Source organism: Thermus amyloliquefaciens, from assembly GCF_000744885.1.
GTDB lineage: Bacteria > Deinococcota > Deinococci > Deinococcales > Thermaceae > Thermus > Thermus amyloliquefaciens.
In genome coordinates this window covers 201,242-219,086 of sequence record NZ_JQMV01000003.1, presented here as the reverse complement: position 1 = coordinate 219,086, position 17,845 = coordinate 201,242, and the positions used below count along the sequence as shown (strand labels likewise).

Below are 17,845 nucleotides of genomic sequence, written 5' to 3'. Positions count from 1 at the left end.
GCTCCCCCACGGGGGCAGGATCAGAGCTCGTCCAAAAGCTCCCTGGGGGTGCGGCGCACCGCCAGGTGGCCCCCTTCCCGCAGGGTGAGGGGAAAGAGGACCTCCCACGGGCCTTCCAAGGCCAGGAGGTTCTCCCCCCGGAAGGCCCGCACGCCCCCGGGCAAGGCCCCCTCCAGGCCGTAGGGGAGGAGGGCCAAAAACCCCTCCCCCGGCTCCCCCTCCCCCCGGTCCAGGTAAAGGGCCACGGGCTCCAGGTAGCCCATGAGCCGGGTGCGGTGGAGCTCCCGGCGGAAGGCCTGGAGGGCCCTAGGGTCCTCCACCCCCTGCCACAGGAGGAAGTCGGCCTCCGCGGAAAACCCCACCAGGCTGTGGACCGCCAAAAAACCCTCCCTGGCCTGCCAGCGGCTTAGGAGGAGGGCGAACTCCTCCTTCAGGTGCTCCTGCCCCTCGGCCTCGAGGCGGCGGAACTCCGGCAGAACCCGGAAGAGGCTGAAGGCCCAAAGCCTCATAGCACCCCCAGGAGGCGGCCCAAGGCCTCCTCCCCCAGGTACTTGCCCACGTAGAAGGGCCCGAACTCGCCAAAGCGGGCGGAGACCTCGTCAAAGCGCATCTCGTAGACGATCTTTTTGAACTGGATGGGGTCCTCGCTGAAGAGGTCCACCCCCCACTCCCAGTCGTCCAGGCCCTGGGCCCCGCTGATCACCTGCAGGACCTTGCCCTGGTACTTCCTCCCCGTCTCCCCGTGGGCCTTCATGAGCTCGGCCCGCTCCCGGGCGGGAAGCAGGTACCAGTTGTCCTGCCCCTGCCGCCTTTTGTTCATGGGGTAGAAGCAGACATACCCCCCCTTGGGCACCCGGGGGGTGAGGCGGGGCTTGATGTAAGGCGCCTCGGGGTCCAGGGGCCCGGTCTGGCTTCCCAGCTCCACCACGGAGTAAAACCCGTAGGCAGGGCTTAGGTAGCGGACGAACAGGCTCTTGTTGAGCCTGGCCTCCACCTCCAAAAGGGCGTCCAGGCTCTCCCGCAGGTTTAAGAAGAGGAGGTCGGCCTTGGGGGTGACCACCTGGTACACGCCAAAGGACCCCCTGCCCTCCGCCTCCACCTCCTCCCACCCCTTCAGGACCTCCCTCAGCTCCGCCCAGGCCGCCTGGCGCTCCTCGGGGGAAGCGGCAAACCAAGCGGGATAGTCCAAGCGGCGGAAGTCGTGGAGGATGTGCCAGCCCTCGAGGGTGAAGGTGGGCTCGGGAATGTAACCTCCCATGCCCCCAATATACCCGGGGATATACTCCCGGCATGGTGGCCCTACACGTAGCCCTTGCCCTTCTCCTGGCCTGGCTCCTGGGCCGCTACGGCGCCAAGGCCCTGAACGCCCTGGGGCGCCTCACCCCCACGGAGCGGGACGACCGCTTCTTCCAGGCCCTGGGCCTCCTCTGGTGGGGGGTGGTGGCCCTCCTGGCCCTAAGCTACCTGGCCCACGCCCTGGCCTGGCCCCTAGAACCCCTGGCCACCTGGGGCAGGGCCCTCACCCAGTGGCTGGGAAGCCGGGGCCTGGCGGTTTTGGCGGTGGTGGGCCTCACCTTTTTGGGCTACCGCCTCATCCCCCTCCTCCTTGCCCGCCTCCCCGAGCCCGAAGGGGAGCTCACCCGGGAGGCGGTGCGCCGCAAAACCCTGAGGGCGGTGGCCGACTCGGTGCTGAAGATGGCCATCCTCACCCTGGGCGGGCTTTTCCTCCTTTCCAACCTGGGCTTCAACGTCACCGCCCTCCTGGCGGGGGCCGGGGTGGTGGGCCTGGCGGTGAGCTTCGCCGCCCAGAACCTGATCCGGGACTTCATCAACGGCTTCTTCATCCTCCTGGAGGACCAGTACGGGGTGGGGGATATCGTGCTCATCAACGGGGTGGGGGGGCAGGTGGAGCGCTTCAACCTGCGCCTTACCGTCCTCCGGGACCTGGAAGGCCGGGTCCACTTCCTCCCCAACTCCGAGGTGCGCCAGGTGACGGTCCTCACCCAGGAGTGGAGCCGGGCGGTGGTGGACGTGGGGGTGGCCTACAAGGAGGATCTGGACCGGGTGCTGGCCGTCTTCCGCGACGAGGTGGAGCGCTTCTACAGGGACCCGGAGTGGCGGGAGCGGTTCACGGAGGCCCCGGAGGTCCTGGGGGTGCAGGACCTGGGGCAAAGCGCCGTGCTGATCCGGGTCCTCTTCAACACCAAGCCCGCCCAGCAGTGGGCGGTGGCCCGGGAGTTCCGCCGCCGCATAAAAAACCGCCTGGACCGGGAGGGGATCGAGATCCCCTACCCCCACCAGAAGCTCTACTTCGGCGAACCCCTTAAGCTGGAAGGGGGAGCGTAAGGATGCCGGACGTGTACGGAACCATCCTGGAGGCCATAGGGCCCCACCTGGGCACCCGGGCCGAGGCGGTGTTGCAGGAGGGGCTAAAGCGGCTGGGCAAGCGGCCTTCCGAGCTCACCCCGGCGGATGGGGCCCATCTCCTGAAGGGCCTGGTGTACCGCGAGCTCCAGGCCCGCATGCGCCCGGAGGAGGCCCGGCGGCTGGTGGAGGGGGTGCTGGCCCAGCTCGAGGGCCAAGGGGCCAGGCTGGCCAAGCTGGAAGAGGGCTTGAAGCGCTTCGGGCTCTATGTGGACTGGCCGGAGGTGGGACGCCTGCGGGCCCTGGTCAACCGCCTGCGGCAAGCCCCGGATCCCGGCCTCCTGGCGGAGGGGGAGGAGCTTTTGGAGGCCCTGGAGGAGAGGCTGGAGGAGGCCCTCCTGCGCCAGGCCAAGGACCTGGCCCACCTGGAGGAGGCCCTGGAAAGGGTGCGCCACCTGGGAGGGCCCAAGGTGCGGCGGCTGGAAACCCTGGTGGAGACCATCCAACGGGCCCATAAAGAGGGGGTTTTTGCCCCGGCGGAGGTGGAGCGGGCCAGGAACCTGGCCCTGGAACTCCGAAAGTTCCTGGAGTCCAGCGCCGTCAAGGCCCACACCCTGCCGGAGATCGTCTTTGAAACCCAGGAAACCCCACCCCGGGCGGAAACCCCTTCCTCCCCCCCCACCGACGTCTTCCTCACCGTGGAGGAAGCCTCCGAGCTGGAAGGGGAGCTGGTGGTGGACCTCGAGGCCCTGTCCCAGGAGGCCAGCCAGCGGATCCTGGCCCTGGAGGTGGAGGAGGAGAGGCGCAGGCTGGAGGAGCTCTTAAGCCGCTATGCCCCCCTGGTGGAAAGGGCCACGGTAAGCCCCCTCCTGGCGGAGGTCCAGGCCCTCTTGGATGCGGGCACCCCCGTGGGGGAGAAGCTCAAGGCCCTGGAGGAGGCCTTCCAGGAGGCCGAGAAAAACCTGCGGGCGGAAAAGCGGGCCCGCCTGATCCAGCTCCAGGAGGCCTTGCGCCTCCTCCCCCTGCCCGAGGAGGCCAAGCTCCCCCTGCAACGGGCCCTAGGGCTGGCGGAGGAAACCCTGGAGGAGGGGGGCTACCCTGACCTTTTGCCCCTGGAGGAGGAGCTCAGGGGCCTCGAGGCGGAGGCCCGGCGCAGGGCGGAGGAGGCAAAGCGCCTCCTCCAGGAGAAGGAGGCCCTGGTGGAGGAGCTGAGGGCCAAGGGGGAGGCCTTCCGCCCGCTTTTGGAAGAACTGCAGGCCCTCCCCCTGGAAGCCCTTCCCCAAAGGCTTCCCGAGGTGCGGGCCCGGTACGCCGAGCTCCTTAGGGCCCAAGGGGAGGAGGCCGCCCTAAGGGCCAAGCTCGGCGAGGCGGCCAGGGCCCTGGAGGCCCTAAAGCCCGAGGCCCTGGCCCTGGGCCTGAAGGAAAAGGTGGCCGAGGCGGAGGCCCTTTTGGCCCAAGGAAGCCTCCCCGATCTTGGAGCCCTGCAAACCAGCCTGGAGGAGGCCAGGGCCAAGGCTCGGCAGGAGGCCCTTTTGGAGCTGGGCCGCCTCCAGGCCCTGGCGGAGCGGTTCCGCGGCTTCGGAGGGGAAGGGGTCTTGCGGGCCATCGCCGAGGAAAAGGGCAAGCCCCTCCCCGATCCCACCCCCATCGCCCGGGCCCTGGAGGCCCTGAAGCGGCGGATGGAGGCCAAGCGGGAGGAGCTCACCACCCGCCTCACCGCCTTTTTCCAGACCCACGCCCGCCTCGAGGGGTTCCAGAGCGAAACGAACCGCCGCCTAAGGTCCCTGCTGCCGGTGCTGAAAAGCGCCCAGGAAAAGCTTCCCCGTCTTGGGCCCCAGGGCCTCCTCCAGGTGGAGAAGACCCTGGGCCAGGCGGAGGCCCTCCTGCGGGAGCTGGAAAGGGAACAGGAGGCCGCCAAGGCCGTGCTCCGGGAGATCAAGGGCGAGGACCTGGAGGCCCTCTTGAAGGTCTTTGACCAGGAAAGGGCCCAGGCCGTGCCCTCCGGCCCCCAGGTGGCCTCCTTGGAGGCGGACCTTGCCCCCTTGCGCCTTCCCGGGGTGGAGGTGCTGGGCTACCTGGGGGAGGCCTTGCCCCTGCCCAGGGAGCCCCTGGAGGCCCTGGTCCAGGCCCTGGACCAGCTGGATAAAAGCCTCCGCCAGACCCGGGGGCCTGCGGCCATCCTCCTGGGGGAGAAGGCCTTGGTCCTAGCCCCGCGCCAAGGCCGCACCCTGGTGGCCTTGCTGGAAAAAACCAGCCTTTCCGCCTTCCTCCTGGAACTCGCCTCCTAAGACCCCATCTTGGCGCCCCAAGAGGGGCCCCAAAAGGCCTTCAAGCCCCTTATCCCCCGCCCCTTGGTCACGGGCGAAGCCTGCCCCCTGCGGCACCCCCCTGCACCGGGCCTTGGGGGTGCTACACTGAAGAATGGTGGTACCTGTCTCGGCCCTTTGGGATAAACTTGCACCTCTTCTAGACTACCTGCCGTTGGGGGAACGGGAAAGGGTGCGGGAGGCCTACCGCTTCGCGGAGGAGGCCCACCGGGGCCAGCTCCGAAGAAGCGGGGAGCCCTACATCACCCACCCGGTGGCGGTGGCGGAGATCCTGGCCTCCTTGCGCATGGACGCGGATACCGTGATGGCGGGTCTCCTCCACGACACCCTGGAGGACTGCGGGGTGGCCCCCGAGGAGCTGGAAAGGCGCTTTGGCCCAGGGGTGCGCAGGCTGGTGGAGGGGGAGACCAAGGTCAGCAAGCTCTACAAGCTGGCCAACCTCGAGGGGGAGGAGAAGAGGGCCGAGGACCTCCGCCAGATGTTCATCGCCATGGCGGAGGACGTGCGCATCATCATCGTGAAGCTGGCGGACCGCCTGCACAACCTGCGCACCCTGGAGCACATGCCCCCCGAGAAGCAAAGGCGCATCGCCCAGGAAACCTTGGAGATCTACGCCCCCCTGGCCCACCGCCTGGGGATGGGGCAGCTGAAGTGGGAGCTGGAGGACCTCTCCTTCCGCTACCTCCACCCCGAGGCCTACCACGCCCTTCTCTCCCGCATCCAGGAGACCCAGGAGGCCCGGGAGCGCATCGTGCAAAGGGCCATGGCTGCCCTGGAGGAAACCTTGCGGAAAGATGAGCTCCTCCAGGCCCAGCTTCAGGGCTTTGAGGTGACGGGCCGCCCCAAACACCTCTACTCCATCTGGAAGAAGATGGAGCGGGAGGGCAAGGCCCTGGAGCAGATCTACGACCTGCTTGCGGTCCGGGTCATCCTGGACCCCAAGCCCGCCCCCACGGAGGAGGGCAGGGCCTTGAGGGAAAAGCAGGTTTGCTACCACGTCCTGGGCCTGGTCCACGCCCTTTGGCAACCCATCCCCGGACGGGTCAAGGACTACATCGCCGTGCCCAAGCCGAACGGCTACCAAAGCCTCCACACCACGGTCATCGCCCTGGAGGGGCTCCCCTTGGAGGTGCAGATCCGCACCCGGGAGATGCACCGCGTGGCCGAGTACGGGATCGCCGCCCACTGGCTTTACAAGGAGGGCCTCACCGACCCCGAGGAGCTAAAAAGGCGGGTTTCCTGGCTGAAAAGCATCCAGGAGTGGCAGCAGGAGTTTTCTAGCTCCCGGGAGTTCGTGGAGGCGGTGACCCGGGACCTTCTGGGGGGCAGGGTCTTCGTCTTCACCCCCAAGGGGCGGATCATCAACCTGCCCAAGGGGGCCACCCCCGTGGACTTCGCCTACCACATCCACACCGAGGTGGGGCACCACATGGTGGGGGCCAAGGTGAACGGGCGGATCGTTCCCCTCTCCTACGAGTTGCAAAACGGGGAGATCGTGGAGATCCTCACCAGCAAAAGCGCCCATCCCTCCAAGGACTGGCTGGAGTTCGCCAAGACCCGCAGCGCCAAGAGCAAGATCCGCCAGTACTTCCGCGCCCAGGAGCGGCAGGAGACCCTGGAGAGGGGCCAGGCCCTCCTGGAGCGTTACCTGAAGCGCCGGGGCCTCCCCAAGCCCAGCGACAGCCAGCTGGAGGAGGCCGCCAGAAAGCTGGGCCTCACCCCTTCCCCGGAGGAGCTCTACCTGGCCTTGGCCCTGAACCGCCTCACCCCCAAGCAGGTGGCGGAGAAGCTCTACCCCAAGGTCCTCCTCAAGCCGGAAAAGCCCAAGGCGCCCCCCAAGAACGAGTGGGGGATCCGCCTGGAGCAGGACCTGCAGGCCCCCATCCGCCTGGCCTCCTGTTGCGAGCCCATGAAGGGGGACAGCATCCTGGGCTTCGTCACCCGGGGAAGGGGGGTCACGGTCCACCGGGCGGACTGCCCCAACCTGCGCCGCATCCTCCAGGGACCGGAGGCCGAGCGGATCATCGGGGCCCACTGGGAGGGGGTGGGGGGCAAGGTGGCCACCCTCGAGGTCCTGGCCCAGGACCGCGCCGGCCTCCTGCGGGACGTGATGCAGGTGGTGGCCGAGGCGGGCAAAAGCGCCCTGGGCTCGGAGACCCGCATCCTGGGCCCCATGGCCCGCATCCGCCTCCGCCTCATCGTGCAGGACGGGGAGCGGGAGTTCCTGGTCCAGGCCCTCAAGGGGGTGAAAAGCGTGCAGGAGGTGCGGTGGGTGTAAGGGGGCTAGAGGGGCTTTACCCACACCTCCCGCACCCTGGGCCCGTCAAACTCCGCCAGGAAAACCTGTTGCCAACGGCCAAGCCGAAGCCTCCCCCCTTCGGCGGGAAGGAGGAGGTGGACCCCCGTGAGGAGGCTTTTCAGGTGGGCGTGGGAGTTCCCCTCCGCATGCCGGTCCTTGGGGTGCACCCTGGGGGCCAGCTCCTCGAGGCGGACCAGGAGGTCGTGGGCCACGTCGGGGTCCGCCCCCTCCTGCACGGTAAGGCCGCAGGTGGTGTGGGGAACGAAGAGGTAGACCAAGCCGGTATGCCCAGCCAAGACCTCTTCCACCTGGCGGGTGATGTTCACCAAACCCTCCTTGGGCGTGGGGATCCGGATGGTCTTCATCCCCTCAGCATAGGCCCCTTCCCGCCCCAGCGGCCCCAGGCGCCCCCAGATGGGGTTTGGGAAAGGGCTTTGGGGGGCGCTAGGCCATGCGGGTGGTGCGCAGGGTGAAGCTCCTTTCCAGGGTAAAGGGGCGGTCCAGGTGGCCGAACTCCCTTTCCGCCCAGGCCCAGAGCCCGGGCATGACGCGCTCGTGCACCTCCTCGGGAACCGCCTGGGTGAAGGAGTAAAGCCTTTCCTCCAGGGCCTCGAGGGCCTGGCGCAGGGTGCGCTCCTCCCGCCACTGGACCACCTGTTTCGCCTTGGGCCTGAGGCCAAGCCGTTTCAAGGCCTCCTCCACCTCTTCCAGCCGCCTTTTGTGCAGGCCCCGCACCACCCGCACCCCCTCCGCCTCCACCAAGGCCCGCCACCTCTCCTGGATCCTGAGCTCCTCCTCGGCCGCCATCTCGTCCCAGCCCTCCAGGAGCACCCCCCCCGGCTTCAGCACCCTTAGGGCCTCGGCCAGGGCCTTGGGCCAGTCGGGGAGGAGGTGCCAGAGGTGGACCACGATGACCCCGTGCACGCTCTCATCGGGCAGGGGAATGGCCCGGGCATCGGCCTCCAGGAGGCGCACCTTGCGCATGACCCCGGCCACCTTCTGGCGGAAGACCTCCAGCATGGCCGGGTCCTTGTCCAGGGCCAGGTAGCGGTAGCCCCGGGCGATGAGGGGCAAGGCGATGCGCCCGGTCCCCACCCCAAGCTCCAGGAGCACCGCCTCCTCCCCCCGCACCCCAAGGGCGTTCCCTATGGCGGTGGCGATGCGGCCCGCCACCTCCGGCGGATAGGCCCGGAGGCGGTCGTAAGCGTAAGCCATGCGCACGGAGGCCCTGAGCATCCTTTCCCTCATTTTACGGGTATACTCCCTTGCGTGAAAGGACTCATTCTGGCTGCCGGACGGGGCACCCGGCTCCGTCCCCTCACCCACACGAGGCCCAAGCCGGTGATCCGGGTGGCGGGAAGGCCCATCCTGCACTACGGCCTGGAGAACCTCCTGCAGGCGGGCATAAGGGAGATCGGGGTGGTGGTCTCCCCGGAAACGGAGAAGGACATCCGGGAAGCCCTTTCGGGCTACCCGGTGCGGTACATCCTGCAAGAGGAGCCCCAGGGGCTGGCCCATGCGGTGGCCGTGGCCCGGGACTTCCTGGGCCAAAGCCCCTTCGTCCTCTACCTGGGGGATAACCTCTTCCAGAAGGGGATCACCCGCTTCCTCCAGGCCTTCACCCCAGGGGTGAGCGCGGTGATCGCCCTGGTGCGGGTGGAAAACCCCAGCCAGTTCGGGGTGGCGGTGCTGGAGGGGGAAAGGATCGTGCGCCTTCTGGAAAAGCCCAAGGAGCCCCCCTCGGACCTGGCGGTGGCGGGGGTTTACGTCTTCACCCCGGAGGTCCTGGAGGTCATAGAGGGGCTCCAGCCCTCCGCCCGAGGGGAGTACGAGATCACCGACGCCATCCAGGGCCTCATCGACCGGGGGAAGAGGGTGGTGGGGGTGGAGGTGGAGGGTTGGTGGAAGGATACCGGCCGCCCCCAGGACCTCCTGGACGCCAACCGCCTCCTTCTGGAAGAACTCTTACCCCGGGTGGAGGGGGAGGTGGCGGAAAGCCAGCTCACCGGCCGGGTGGTGGTGGCGAAGGGGGCCAGGGTCCGGAAAAGCACGGTGATCGGCCCCGCCTTCATCGGGGAGGGTGCGGTGGTGGAGGGGGCCTACATCGGGCCCTTCACCTCCTTGGGACCGGGGGCCAAGGTGGTGGGCTCGGAGGTGGAGTACTCCATCCTCGAGGACCACGCCGTCTTGGAGAACGTGACCCTGCGCCTGCAGGAAAGCATCCTGGGGGTGGGGGCCGGGGTGAAAAGCCGGAACGGCCTCCCCCGGGCCCACCGCCTGATCCTGGGGGACCTCTCCCAGGTGGAACTGGCCTGATCCCCGCCCCATGGCCCGGCTTCTGGACCTCCTCACCGAGGCGTACCAAAGCGGCGAAGCCTTGGCCCAAAGGCTCGGGGTGAGCCGCCAAGCGGTTTCCAAGGAAGCGAGAAGGCTTCTCGCCGAGGGCTTCCCCGTGGAAATGGGCCGGAAGGGCTACCGCATCCGGCCGGGAACCCCTTTGCCCCACCTCTTTCACCCCCTGGGGCGGCTTGGCCGGCCCTACCGGTACCTGGGGCGGGTGGGGAGCACCCAGGATGCGCTCCGGGCCTGGGCGGAGGCGGGGGCGGAGGAGGGGGCCCTGGTCCTGGCGGAGGTCCAGGAAAGGGGCCGGGGAAGGCGGGGGAGGCGCTGGGAAAGCCGCCCGGGGGAAAGCCTCACCTTCTCCCTCCTCCTCCGCCCCACCCTTCCCCTGGCCTCCTTGGGCCTCCTTCCCCTCCTCGCCGGCCTGGCCCTTTGGCGGGCGGTGGGGGTAGGGGGGCTGAAGTGGCCCAACGACCTCCTCTCCCCCGACCGCAGGAAGCTGGCCGGGGTGCTCCTCGAGGCCAAGACCGAGGGGGAGGAGGTGGCCTACGTCCTCCTGGGGGTGGGGGTGAACGTGGACTGGGCCCCCGAGGGGGCCGCCGCCTTAAGGGAGTTCGCCCCCCTTTCCCGAAAGGAGGTGCTCTTGGGCTTTCTCCTCCACCTGGAGAACCTGTTGCCCCTTCTGGAAAGCCCGGAAACCCTCCTCTCCCTCTACCGGGAGGCCTCCTACACCCTGGGCCACAGGGTGCGGGTCCAAACCCCCCGGGGGGTGGTGGAGGGGGTGGCGGAGGCGCTTCTATCCGACGGAAGCCTCCTGGTGGGGGGAATCAGGATAGGCGCGGGGGAGGTGGCCCTCGTGGGCCCCTTCCCGGCCGGGGAGGCCGAACCTTGAGTAAGCCAGGCTTAGATTTTCCAAAGCGTTTGTGCTAGGATAAGCTCAGGTATGTTTGCCCGCATCTTTACCAAGGAAGAGGCCGACGCCCTCTTGCCCGAGATCCGGCGGGTCCTCTCCCAGATGCGGCAGGCCCGGAAGGAGCTTTCCGAGGTGCAGGCCCGGCTTCCCGAGGCCCGCGGGCTGGAGAAAAGGGCCCTGGAGGAGGAGGCCCGTTTCCTCCTGGGCTCCCTGGAGGCCGACGCCCGCTACCTGGCCTCCTTGGGCGTCTTCCTCAAGGACCTGGACCGGGGCCTGGTGGACTTCCCCGCCCGGGTCGGGGGTGAGGTGGTCTTCCTCTGCTGGCAGGAAGGCGAGCCCGAGGTGGCCCATTACCATCCCCTGGCGGGAGGGTTTGCCGAGCGGCGCCCCTTGCGGGAGGGGGCTAACGGCCTCCTCCCCCAGGCCCCCCGCCCCGGCGAAACTCGGCCAGGCGCCTAAGGTCCTCCTGGACCAGCTCGTCCCGGCCCGCAAGGGACTCCAGGTGGTGCCTTAGCTCGTGGAGGAGGGTTTCCCAAACCTCCCCCTCCCAGTCAAACCCCGGCCCCGCCACCTTTTGGAAGGAGCCGTGGTAGAGGACAATATGCCGCCCAAGCCCTTCAAAACCGCGGAAGGCCGAGGGGGGCCCCGGGTCCAGGTACTCCCCAAGCCGCCAGACCCCCTCCAGCCCGGGCTCGGGCTTGGCCTGGGGCAGGACGTGCACCCCCTGAAGCTCCCGTTTGAAGGCCTCGGGAACCTCCGCCCAAAGCCTCTCCACCAGCGCCACAAAGGCCTCGTAGGTCATGGCCGATGGTAAGGATGCCCGGCCCTTAAGGTCAGGATCCGGTAAAGCTGTTCCATGAGGACCAAAAGGGCCAGCTCGTGCTGCAGGGTAAGGGGGGAGAGGGCAAGGAGGAGGTCGGCCCGCTCCCGCACCCCTTCCGGGTAGCCCTCGGCACCCCCCACCAAAAAGGCCACCCGCTCCCCCTCCCAGCGCCTCAGGGCCTCCAGAAGCCCCTCCGTGGTGAAAAGCCTCCCCCTTTCGTCCAGGACCACCGCGCGGTGCCCCTCCGCCTTTGGGAGAAGCTCCCGAGCCTCCTTGACGAACTGGACCTCGAGGGGGGCGTACTTTTGTATACGCCTCGCGTACTCCTCCACCCCCAGCCGGGCATAGGCCAGCCTGGGTTTGCCCACCGCCACCACCCTAAGGCGCACGCCTCCATCCTAAGGCCGGGGTATACTCAGGGCGAAGGGAAAGTGGGGCCTCACCCACCCCGATAGAGGAGCCTTAGGTCCTTACCCAGGGCAGGCTCTAAGGGCGCCAAAAGCGCTGGCGAAGGAGGGTTTATGGTAAAGGACACCCACCGGTTTCAGCCCTTCACCCCCGAGCCCATAAGGCTCATCGGGGAGCGAGGGGAGTGGCTGGGGGATTTCCCCTTGGATCTGGACGAGGCGAGGCTACGCCGCCTATACCGGGACATGCTGGCGGCCCGGATGCTGGACGAGCGCTACACCATCCTCATCCGCACCGGCAAAACCAGCTTCATCGCCCCTTCGGCCGGCCACGAGGCCGCCCAGGTGGCCATCGCCCACGCCATCCGCCGGGGCTTTGACTGGGTCTTCCCCTACTACCGCGACCACGGCCTGGCCCTGGCCCTGGGCATCCCCCCCAGGGAGCTCTTCGGCCAGATGCTGGCCACCCAGGCCGACCCCAACAAGGGCCGCCAGATGCCGGAACACCCGGGCTCCAAAGCCCTCAACTACTTCACCGTGGCCAGCCCCATCGCCTCCCACGTGCCCCCCGCCGCGGGGGCGGCCATCAGCATGAAGCTCCTGCGCACGGGGCAGGTGGCGGTCTGCACCTTTGGGGACGGGGCCACCAGCGAGGGGGACTGGTACGCGGGGATCAACTTCGCCGCCGTGCAAGGGGCCCCCGCCGTCTTCATCGCCGAGAACAACTTCTACGCCATCAGCGTGGACTACCGCCACCAGACCGCAAGCCCCACCCTGGCCGAGAAGGCCCACGCCTTTGGCATCCCCGGGTACCTGGTGGATGGGATGGACGTCCTGGCCTCCTACTACGTGGTGAAGGAGGCGGTGGAGCGGGCCCGCATGGGGGAAGGCCCCAGCCTGGTGGAGCTTAGGGTCTACCGCTATGGCCCCCACTCCTCCGCGGACGACGACAGCCGTTACCGCCCCAAGGAGGAGGTGGAGGCCTGGCGGAAGCGGGACCCCATAGGGCGCTTCCAGCGCTTCCTGGAAGGACAAGGCCTTTGGACCCTGGAATGGGAGGAGGACCTCAAGGCGGAGATCCGCGCCGAGCTGGAGCGGGGCCTGAAGGAGGCCGAGGAGGCGGGCGCCGTGCCCCCCGAGTGGATGTTCGACGACGTCTTTGCGGAAAAACCCTGGCACCTAAGGCGCCAGGAGGCCCTCCTCCGGGAGGAGCTCTAAGGAGGTCCCCATGGCCCTCATGACCATGGTGCAGGCCCTGAACCGGGCCCTGGACGAGGAGATGGCCAAAGACCCCCGGGTGGTGGTCCTGGGGGAGGATGTGGGGAAGCGTGGCGGGGTCTTTTTGGTGACGGAGGGGCTTTTGCAGAAGTACGGCCCCGACCGGGTCATGGACACCCCCCTCTCCGAGGCGGCCATCGTGGGGGCCGCCTTGGGCATGGCCGCCCACGGCCTTAGGCCCGTGGCCGAGATCCAGTTCGCGGACTACATCTTCCCCGGCTTTGACCAGCTGGTGAGCCAGGTGGCCAAGCTCCGCTACCGCTCCGGCGGCCAGTTTTCCGCCCCCCTGGTGGTGCGCATGCCCTCCGGGGGCGGGGTGAAGGGGGGGCACCACCACTCCCAAAGCCCCGAGGCCCACTTCGTGCACACCGCCGGGCTCAAGGTGGTGGCGGTCTCCACCCCCTACGACGCCAAGGGCCTCCTGAAGGCCGCCATCCGCGACGAGGACCCCGTGGTCTTCCTGGAGCCCAAGAGGCTTTACCGCTCGGTGAAGGAGGAGGTGCCCGAAGAGGACTACGTCCTCCCCCTGGGCAAGGCGGCCAAGCGCAAGGAGGGCAAGGACCTCACCCTCATCGGCTACGGCACCGTGATGCCCGAGGTGCTCCAGGCGGCGGAGGAGCTGGAGAAAGCCGGCGTTTCCGCCGAGGTTTTGGACCTCCGCACCCTCATGCCCTGGGATTACGAGGCGGTGATGGAGTCCGTGGCCAAAACGGGAAGGGCGGTGCTGGTGTCCGATGCCCCCCGGCACGCCAGCTTCATCAGCGAGGTGGCGGCCACCATCGCCGAGGACCTCCTGGACATGCTCCTCGCCCCTCCCATCCGGGTGGCGGGCTTTGATACCCCCTACCCCTACGCCCAGGACAAGCTGTACCTGCCCACCGTCACCCGCATCCTGAACGCCGCCAAGCGGGCGTTAGACTACTGATCAGAGGAGGGAGTATGCGTTTGAAGGTAGTCCTGGAAAAGAGCGAGGAAGGCGGGTATACCGTCTATGTACCCGCTCTTCCCGGTTGCATTAGCGAGGGGGACACCCTCGAGGAAGCCTTAGCCAACATCCGTGAGGCCATAGCCCTCTATCTGGAGCCGCTAGAGGAAAAACTTCCGGAGAACGCCGAACTGGCCGAGGTAGAGGTTTGAAGGTTCCCTCCTTGTCTTATAAGCGGGTAGTCAAGGCTTTGGAAAAAGCAGGCTTTCAGGTGGTACGCCAACGGGGAAGCCATATCCGGATGGAAAAGGAAGTGGGTGAAAAGCGGATCATCGTCATCGTACCTGCGCACATCCCCATCAAACGCTCCACTCTAGCCCACATCCTTAAGGATGCCCAGCTTCCCCTCGAAGAGTTTTTAGATCTAATCTAGGAGGCCTATGCCCAAGGAAATCCTCATGCCCGAACTGGCGGAAAGCGTGGTGGAAGGCGAGATCCTAAAGTGGCTGGTGGAGGAAGGGGACTACCTCAAAAAGGACCAGCCCTTCGTGGAGGTGATGACCGACAAGGTCACGGTGGAGCTACCCTCCCCCTACGAGGGGGTACTCCTGAAGAAGCTGGCCAAGGAGGGGGAGGTGGTGAAGGTCCACGCCCCCATCGCCCTCCTGGCGGAGCCCGGGGAGGCGGTGGCCGGGGTAAAGGAACCGGAAGCCCCGCCGGTGCAAGCGGTGGAAGAGCGCTCCATCGTTGAGCCTGGGCTTCCCCCGAAGGAGGAAAAGGAGGACCTCTCCCTCTTCAAGCCCGACACCACCCAGGTGGCGGTGAAGAACCCCTTCCTCAGCGCCCCGCCCGGACAAGTCCCCCAGGAAGGCAAAGCCCCAGGCCGGGTGCTGGCGGTACCCGCCGCCAGGAAGCTGGCCCGGGAGCTGGGCATCCCCCTCGAGGAGGTACCCGGCTCCGGCCCCATGGGCCGCATCCGGGTGGAGGACGTGCGGGCTTACGCGGAGAAGCGGGCCAGGCCCTCCCCCACCCCCGTCCCCGAGGCTCCCCGGGAAGCCCCTCCCGCCCCAGCCCCCGGCTTCCCTCCCCCGCCCCGCTACCTCCCCCCCAAGGGCTACGAGGAGCTGGAGGAGCGCGTTCCCCTTAGGGGCATCCGCCGCACCATCGCCCAGGGGCTTTGGCAGAGCCACCTCTACACCGTGCGCACCCTGAACGTGGACGAGGCCGACCTCACGGAGCTGGTGGCCCTCCGGGAGCGCTTGAAGCCCGAGGCCGAGCGCCAAGGGGTGAGGCTCACCTACCTCCCCTTCATCTTCAAGGCGGTGGTGCGGGCCCTGAAGAAGTTCCCCATGCTGAACACCAGCCTGGACGAGGAGCGGCAGGAGGTGGTCTACAAGCGCTACTACCACCTGGGCCTGGCGGTGGCCACGGAAAGGGGCCTGATCGTGCCCGTGGTGCGGGACGTGGACCGGAAAAGCCTCCTGGAGCTGGCCCGGGAGATCGCCGAGCTTTCCGCCAAGGCCCGGGAAGGGAGGCTTTCCCCCGAGGAGGTCACGGGGTCCACCTTCACGGTCACCAACATCGGCTCCGTGGGGGCCCTCATGAGCTTCCCCATCATCAACGTCCCGGACGCCGCCATTTTAGGGGTGCACTCCATCCGCAAGCGCCCCTGGGTCCTGCCCGATGGCTCCATCGGGGTGCGGGAGATCATGTACCTCTCCCTCTCCTTTGACCACCGCCTGGTGGACGGGGCCGAGGCGGCCATGTTCACCCGGGAGGTGATCCGGCTTTTGGAAAACCCCGAGCTCCTCTTCCTGGAAATGTAGGATGGCGTCATGAAGACCTACGACCTGATCGTGATCGGCACCGGACCCGGCGGCTACCATGCGGCCATAAGGGGCGCCCAGCTTGGCCTAAGGGTTTTGGCGGTGGAAGCCGCCGAGGTGGGGGGGGTGTGCCTGAACGTGGGGTGCATCCCCACCAAGGCCCTGTTGCACGCGGCGGAAACCCTCCACCACCTCGAGGTGGCCGAGGGCTTTGGCCTCAAGGCCACGCCCGAGCTGGACTTGAAGAAGCTGGGCGCCTGGCGGGATGGGGTGGTGAAGCGGCTCACCGGGGGGGTGGCGGGGCTTTTAAAGGGCAACAAGGTGGAGCTTTTGCGGGGCTTCGCCCGCCTTGTGGGGCCCAGGGAAATAGAGGTCAACGGGGAGCGCTACGGGGCAAGGAGCGTCATCCTGGCCACGGGGAGCGAGCCCGCCACCCTCAAGGGCTTCCCCTTCGGCGAGGACGTCTGGGACTCCACCCGGGCCCTTAGGGTGGAGGAAGGCATCCCAAAGCGCCTTTTGGTGATCGGGGGCGGGGCGGTGGGCCTCGAGCTGGGCCAGGTCTACCACCGCCTGGGCGCCCAGGTGACCCTCATCGAGTACATGCCGGAGATCCTCCCCGCGGGCGATCCCGAGACCGCCGCCCTCCTGCGCAAGGCCCTGGAGAGGGAAGGCCTTAGGGTGCGCACCGGCACCAAGGCCGTGGGCTACGAGAAGAAAAAGGACGGCCTCCACGTGGTCCTGGAGCCCGCCCAGGGGGGCCAGGGGGAGACCCTGGTGGTGGACAAAATCCTGGTGGCCGTGGGCCGCAAGCCCCGCACGGAGGGGCTTGGCCTGGAAAAGGCCGGGGTGGCCCTGGACGAGCGGGGCTTCGTGCGGGTGAACGCCCGGATGGAAACCTCCGTCCCCGGCGTCTACGCCATCGGCGACGTGGCCAAGCCCCCCCTCCTTGCCCACAAGGCCATGCGGGAGGGCCTGGTGGCCGCGGAGAACGCCGCGGGCAGGACGAGCGCCTTTGACTACCAGGTGCCCAGCGTGGTCTACACCTCCCCCGAGTGGGCCGGGGTAGGGCTCACGGAGGAGGAGGCCAGGAAGGCGGGGTACAAGGTGAAGGTGGGGAAGTTCCCCCTTTCCGCCTCCGGGCGGGCCCTGACCCTGGGAGGCGCGGAGGGGCTGATCAAGGTGGTGGGGGATGAGGCCACCGACCTGCTGCTTGGGGTCTTCATGGTGGGCCCCCAGGCGGGGGAGCTCATCGCCGAGGCCACCTTGGCCCTGGAGATGGGGGCCACGGTCTCCGACCTGGGCCTCACGGTCCACCCCCACCCCACCCTCTCCGAGGGGCTCATGGAGGCGGCGGAGGCCCTTCACAAGCAGGCCATCCACATCCTGAACCGCTAAAGCCCCGCCCGCGGCCAGCCAAGGCTTTTCGCCCCCGCCGTGGCCCAAGCCACGGCGGGGTACTTGGGCGCTCCCCTAGCGGATCTCCACCCCGCCCCAGCGCTCCAGGAGCTTCAGGGCCTCCACGTGGTCGGCCTCCGCGCCCAACTCCCGCTTGGCCATCTCGTAGACCTCCCGGGTGAGGCGGAGGAGGGGGCTTGGAGCCTTTTGCCTATCCAGGACCCCCATGGCGATCCCCAGGTCCTTCACCAAAAGGCCCAGGGCAAAGGTCTTGGGGAAGGCGCGGCTTACCACGCGCTCGGGGATGAGGTTCTCCGTGGCGTTGGAGCGGCCGCTGGAGGCGTTGATCACCTCCAGGGCCCTCTCCGCGGAAACCCCCTGCGTTACCAGGGCCAAAAGCCCCTCCCCCGCCGCCCAGAGGTTCACCGCCAAAAAGGCGTTGTTGATGGCCTTCACCGCATGCCCCGCCCCCACGGGCCCCACGTGGACCACCTTCTTGGCGTAGGCCAGGTAGGGCCTCACCCGCTCCACCGCCTCCTCTGGCCCTCCCACCATCACCGTGAGGGTGCCCTTTTCCGCCCCGACGGTCCCGCCGGAAACCGGGGCGTCCAGATAGACCACGCCCCTTTCCAAAAGGCGCTCCGCCAGCCTGCGGCTCCCCTCGGGCTCGCCGCTGGTGGCGTCCACCCAGTAGGTGCCGGGCCTTAGGTGGGGCAAAAGGGCCTCCGCCACCTCGGTCACCTCCTTGGTGGTGGGGAGGCAGGTGAAGAGCACCTGGGCCTCCGCCACCCCTTCCAGGGGCACGGCCTGGGAACCAAACTCCTCCTGGTGCCTCAAGGCCTTGGCAAAGGTCCGGTTCCAGACCAGGGTGGGGAACCTTTTGGCCAGATGGGCGGCCATGGGGTAGCCCATGGCCCCAAGACCGAGGAAGGCCACCTTTTCCATGTC

The 17,845-nt window shown here is 68.1% G+C and carries 19 protein-coding genes; 12 read left to right on the top strand and 7 right to left on the bottom strand.

All coding sequences use genetic code 11. The annotated features are described in order from the left end of the window. Positions 1 to 20: 20 nt before the first annotated feature. Complete coding sequence (locus BS74_RS01555) at positions 21 to 509, bottom strand: chlorite dismutase family protein (RefSeq protein WP_038055434.1); 489 nt, start codon at positions 507 to 509, stop codon at positions 21 to 23. Beyond that, positions 506 to 1,258, bottom strand: a complete 753-nt coding sequence (gene hemQ, locus BS74_RS01550; protein WP_038055431.1) for a hydrogen peroxide-dependent heme synthase — start codon at positions 1,256 to 1,258, stop codon at positions 506 to 508. The genes BS74_RS01555 and hemQ overlap by 4 nt, the downstream gene beginning before the upstream one ends. 32 nt (positions 1,259 to 1,290) lie before the next feature. Here hemQ and BS74_RS01545 point away from each other — a divergent pair, with 32 nt between their 5' ends. The 3 genes from BS74_RS01545 to BS74_RS01535 all read left to right on the top strand — a co-directional run bounded on the left by BS74_RS01545 (position 1,291) and on the right by BS74_RS01535 (position 6,969). Continuing rightward, entirely contained in the window at positions 1,291 to 2,346 is a 1,056-nt protein-coding gene (locus BS74_RS01545) for a mechanosensitive ion channel family protein (protein WP_038055429.1), read from the top strand. Positions 2,347 to 2,348: 2 nt separating this feature from the next. Next, entirely contained in the window at positions 2,349 to 4,652 is a 2,304-nt protein-coding gene (locus BS74_RS01540; protein WP_038055425.1) for a coiled-coil domain-containing protein, read from the top strand. 133 nt (positions 4,653 to 4,785) lie between these two features. Further along, entirely contained in the window at positions 4,786 to 6,969 is a 2,184-nt protein-coding gene (locus tag BS74_RS01535; RefSeq protein ID WP_038055422.1) for a RelA/SpoT family protein, read from the top strand. 5 nt (positions 6,970 to 6,974) lie between these two features. On the opposite strand, the gene BS74_RS01530 is transcribed toward BS74_RS01535, so the two are convergent. Both BS74_RS01530 and BS74_RS01525 read right to left on the bottom strand, forming a co-directional pair. Next, complete coding sequence (locus BS74_RS01530) at positions 6,975 to 7,355, bottom strand: secondary thiamine-phosphate synthase enzyme YjbQ (RefSeq protein ID WP_038055419.1); 381 nt, start codon at positions 7,353 to 7,355, stop codon at positions 6,975 to 6,977. Positions 7,356 to 7,434: 79 nt separating this feature from the next. Continuing rightward, the gene (locus BS74_RS01525; protein ID WP_038055417.1) at positions 7,435 to 8,226 is read right to left on the bottom strand and encodes a class I SAM-dependent methyltransferase; all 792 of its coding nucleotides are present in this window, start codon (positions 8,224 to 8,226) and stop codon (positions 7,435 to 7,437) included. Positions 8,227 to 8,259: 33 nt separating this feature from the next. Between BS74_RS01525 and BS74_RS01520 the strand changes: the two genes are divergently transcribed. The 3 genes from BS74_RS01520 to BS74_RS01510 are packed head-to-tail and all read left to right on the top strand — an operon-like array spanning position 8,260 to position 10,702. Continuing rightward, positions 8,260 to 9,306, top strand: a complete 1,047-nt coding sequence (locus tag BS74_RS01520) for a glucose-1-phosphate thymidylyltransferase (protein ID WP_038055414.1) — start codon at positions 8,260 to 8,262, stop codon at positions 9,304 to 9,306. 10 nt (positions 9,307 to 9,316) lie between these two features. Then, positions 9,317 to 10,222, top strand: a complete 906-nt coding sequence (locus tag BS74_RS01515) for a biotin--[acetyl-CoA-carboxylase] ligase (RefSeq protein WP_038055412.1) — start codon at positions 9,317 to 9,319, stop codon at positions 10,220 to 10,222. A gap of 51 nt (positions 10,223 to 10,273) precedes the next feature. Then, positions 10,274 to 10,702 carry a DUF2203 domain-containing protein gene (locus BS74_RS01510; RefSeq protein WP_038055410.1) on the top strand — a complete coding sequence of 143 codons (429 nt, stop codon included), beginning with the start codon at positions 10,274 to 10,276 and terminating at the stop codon, positions 10,700 to 10,702. Here BS74_RS01510 and BS74_RS01505 read toward each other — a convergent pair. Beyond that, positions 10,647 to 11,045 (bottom strand): metallopeptidase family protein, encoded by a 399-nt coding sequence (locus tag BS74_RS01505; protein WP_038055408.1) that lies wholly within the window; start codon positions 11,043 to 11,045, stop codon positions 10,647 to 10,649. The two genes, BS74_RS01510 and BS74_RS01505, sit on opposite strands and share 56 nt — an antisense overlap. After that, positions 11,042 to 11,455 (bottom strand): 23S rRNA (pseudouridine(1915)-N(3))-methyltransferase RlmH, encoded by a 414-nt coding sequence (locus BS74_RS01500; RefSeq protein WP_038055405.1) that lies wholly within the window; start codon positions 11,453 to 11,455, stop codon positions 11,042 to 11,044. Before BS74_RS01500 ends, BS74_RS01505 begins: the two co-directional genes overlap by 4 nt. A 132-nt stretch (positions 11,456 to 11,587) precedes the next feature. Here BS74_RS01500 and BS74_RS01495 point away from each other — a divergent pair, with 132 nt between their 5' ends. Genes BS74_RS01495 through lpdA form a run of 6 tightly spaced genes read left to right on the top strand, consistent with a single transcriptional unit; the run spans position 11,588 to position 16,897 of the window. Further along, positions 11,588 to 12,691 (top strand): thiamine pyrophosphate-dependent dehydrogenase E1 component subunit alpha, encoded by a 1,104-nt coding sequence (locus BS74_RS01495; RefSeq protein ID WP_038055403.1) that lies wholly within the window; start codon positions 11,588 to 11,590, stop codon positions 12,689 to 12,691. Between the two features lie 10 nt (positions 12,692 to 12,701). Beyond that, a complete protein-coding gene (locus BS74_RS01490) occupies positions 12,702 to 13,676 on the top strand; it encodes an alpha-ketoacid dehydrogenase subunit beta (RefSeq protein WP_038055402.1) in 975 nt (324 codons plus the stop codon). A 14-nt stretch (positions 13,677 to 13,690) separates the two neighbouring features. Beyond that, the gene (locus tag BS74_RS01485; RefSeq protein ID WP_018111076.1) at positions 13,691 to 13,888 is read left to right on the top strand and encodes a type II toxin-antitoxin system HicB family antitoxin; all 198 of its coding nucleotides are present in this window, start codon (positions 13,691 to 13,693) and stop codon (positions 13,886 to 13,888) included. Beyond that, the gene (locus BS74_RS01480; RefSeq protein WP_038055400.1) at positions 13,885 to 14,109 is read left to right on the top strand and encodes a type II toxin-antitoxin system HicA family toxin; all 225 of its coding nucleotides are present in this window, start codon (positions 13,885 to 13,887) and stop codon (positions 14,107 to 14,109) included. The genes BS74_RS01485 and BS74_RS01480 overlap by 4 nt, the downstream gene beginning before the upstream one ends. A gap of 7 nt (positions 14,110 to 14,116) precedes the next feature. Continuing rightward, positions 14,117 to 15,502 carry a dihydrolipoamide acetyltransferase family protein gene (locus BS74_RS01475; protein ID WP_038055398.1) on the top strand — a complete coding sequence of 462 codons (1,386 nt, stop codon included), beginning with the start codon at positions 14,117 to 14,119 and terminating at the stop codon, positions 15,500 to 15,502. A 9-nt stretch (positions 15,503 to 15,511) separates the two neighbouring features. Then, complete coding sequence (lpdA, locus tag BS74_RS01470) at positions 15,512 to 16,897, top strand: dihydrolipoyl dehydrogenase (RefSeq protein ID WP_038055396.1); 1,386 nt, start codon at positions 15,512 to 15,514, stop codon at positions 16,895 to 16,897. Positions 16,898 to 16,972: 75 nt separating this feature from the next. Here the strand turns inward: lpdA and BS74_RS01465 are convergent, their stop codons facing one another. Further along, entirely contained in the window at positions 16,973 to 17,842 is an 870-nt protein-coding gene (locus BS74_RS01465; RefSeq protein WP_038055394.1) for an NAD(P)-dependent oxidoreductase, read from the bottom strand. Positions 17,843 to 17,845 lie beyond the last annotated feature (3 nt).

Bases quoted from the DNA above. Each gene is read 5' to 3' on its own strand.
- BS74_RS01555 (WP_038055434.1), bottom strand. From the start codon at position 509: ATGAGGCTTTGGGCCTTCAGCCTCTTCCGGGTTCTGCCGGAGTTCCGC.
- hemQ (WP_038055431.1), bottom strand. From the start codon at position 1,258: ATGGGAGGTTACATTCCCGAGCCCACCTTCACCCTCGAGGGCTGGCAC.
- BS74_RS01545 (WP_038055429.1), top strand. From the start codon at position 1,291: ATGGTGGCCCTACACGTAGCCCTTGCCCTTCTCCTGGCCTGGCTCCTG.
- BS74_RS01540 (WP_038055425.1), top strand. From the start codon at position 2,349: ATGCCGGACGTGTACGGAACCATCCTGGAGGCCATAGGGCCCCACCTG.
- BS74_RS01535 (WP_038055422.1), top strand. From the start codon at position 4,786: ATGGTGGTACCTGTCTCGGCCCTTTGGGATAAACTTGCACCTCTTCTA.
- BS74_RS01530 (WP_038055419.1), bottom strand. From the start codon at position 7,355: ATGAAGACCATCCGGATCCCCACGCCCAAGGAGGGTTTGGTGAACATC.
- BS74_RS01525 (WP_038055417.1), bottom strand. From the start codon at position 8,226: ATGCTCAGGGCCTCCGTGCGCATGGCTTACGCTTACGACCGCCTCCGG.
- BS74_RS01515 (WP_038055412.1), top strand. From the start codon at position 9,317: ATGGCCCGGCTTCTGGACCTCCTCACCGAGGCGTACCAAAGCGGCGAA.
- BS74_RS01510 (WP_038055410.1), top strand. From the start codon at position 10,274: ATGTTTGCCCGCATCTTTACCAAGGAAGAGGCCGACGCCCTCTTGCCC.
- BS74_RS01505 (WP_038055408.1), bottom strand. From the start codon at position 11,045: ATGACCTACGAGGCCTTTGTGGCGCTGGTGGAGAGGCTTTGGGCGGAG.
- BS74_RS01495 (WP_038055403.1), top strand. From the start codon at position 11,588: ATGGTAAAGGACACCCACCGGTTTCAGCCCTTCACCCCCGAGCCCATA.
- BS74_RS01490 (WP_038055402.1), top strand. From the start codon at position 12,702: ATGGCCCTCATGACCATGGTGCAGGCCCTGAACCGGGCCCTGGACGAG.
- BS74_RS01485 (WP_018111076.1), top strand. From the start codon at position 13,691: ATGCGTTTGAAGGTAGTCCTGGAAAAGAGCGAGGAAGGCGGGTATACC.
- BS74_RS01475 (WP_038055398.1), top strand. From the start codon at position 14,117: ATGCCCAAGGAAATCCTCATGCCCGAACTGGCGGAAAGCGTGGTGGAA.
- lpdA (WP_038055396.1), top strand. From the start codon at position 15,512: ATGAAGACCTACGACCTGATCGTGATCGGCACCGGACCCGGCGGCTAC.
- BS74_RS01465 (WP_038055394.1), bottom strand. From the start codon at position 17,842: ATGGAAAAGGTGGCCTTCCTCGGTCTTGGGGCCATGGGCTACCCCATG.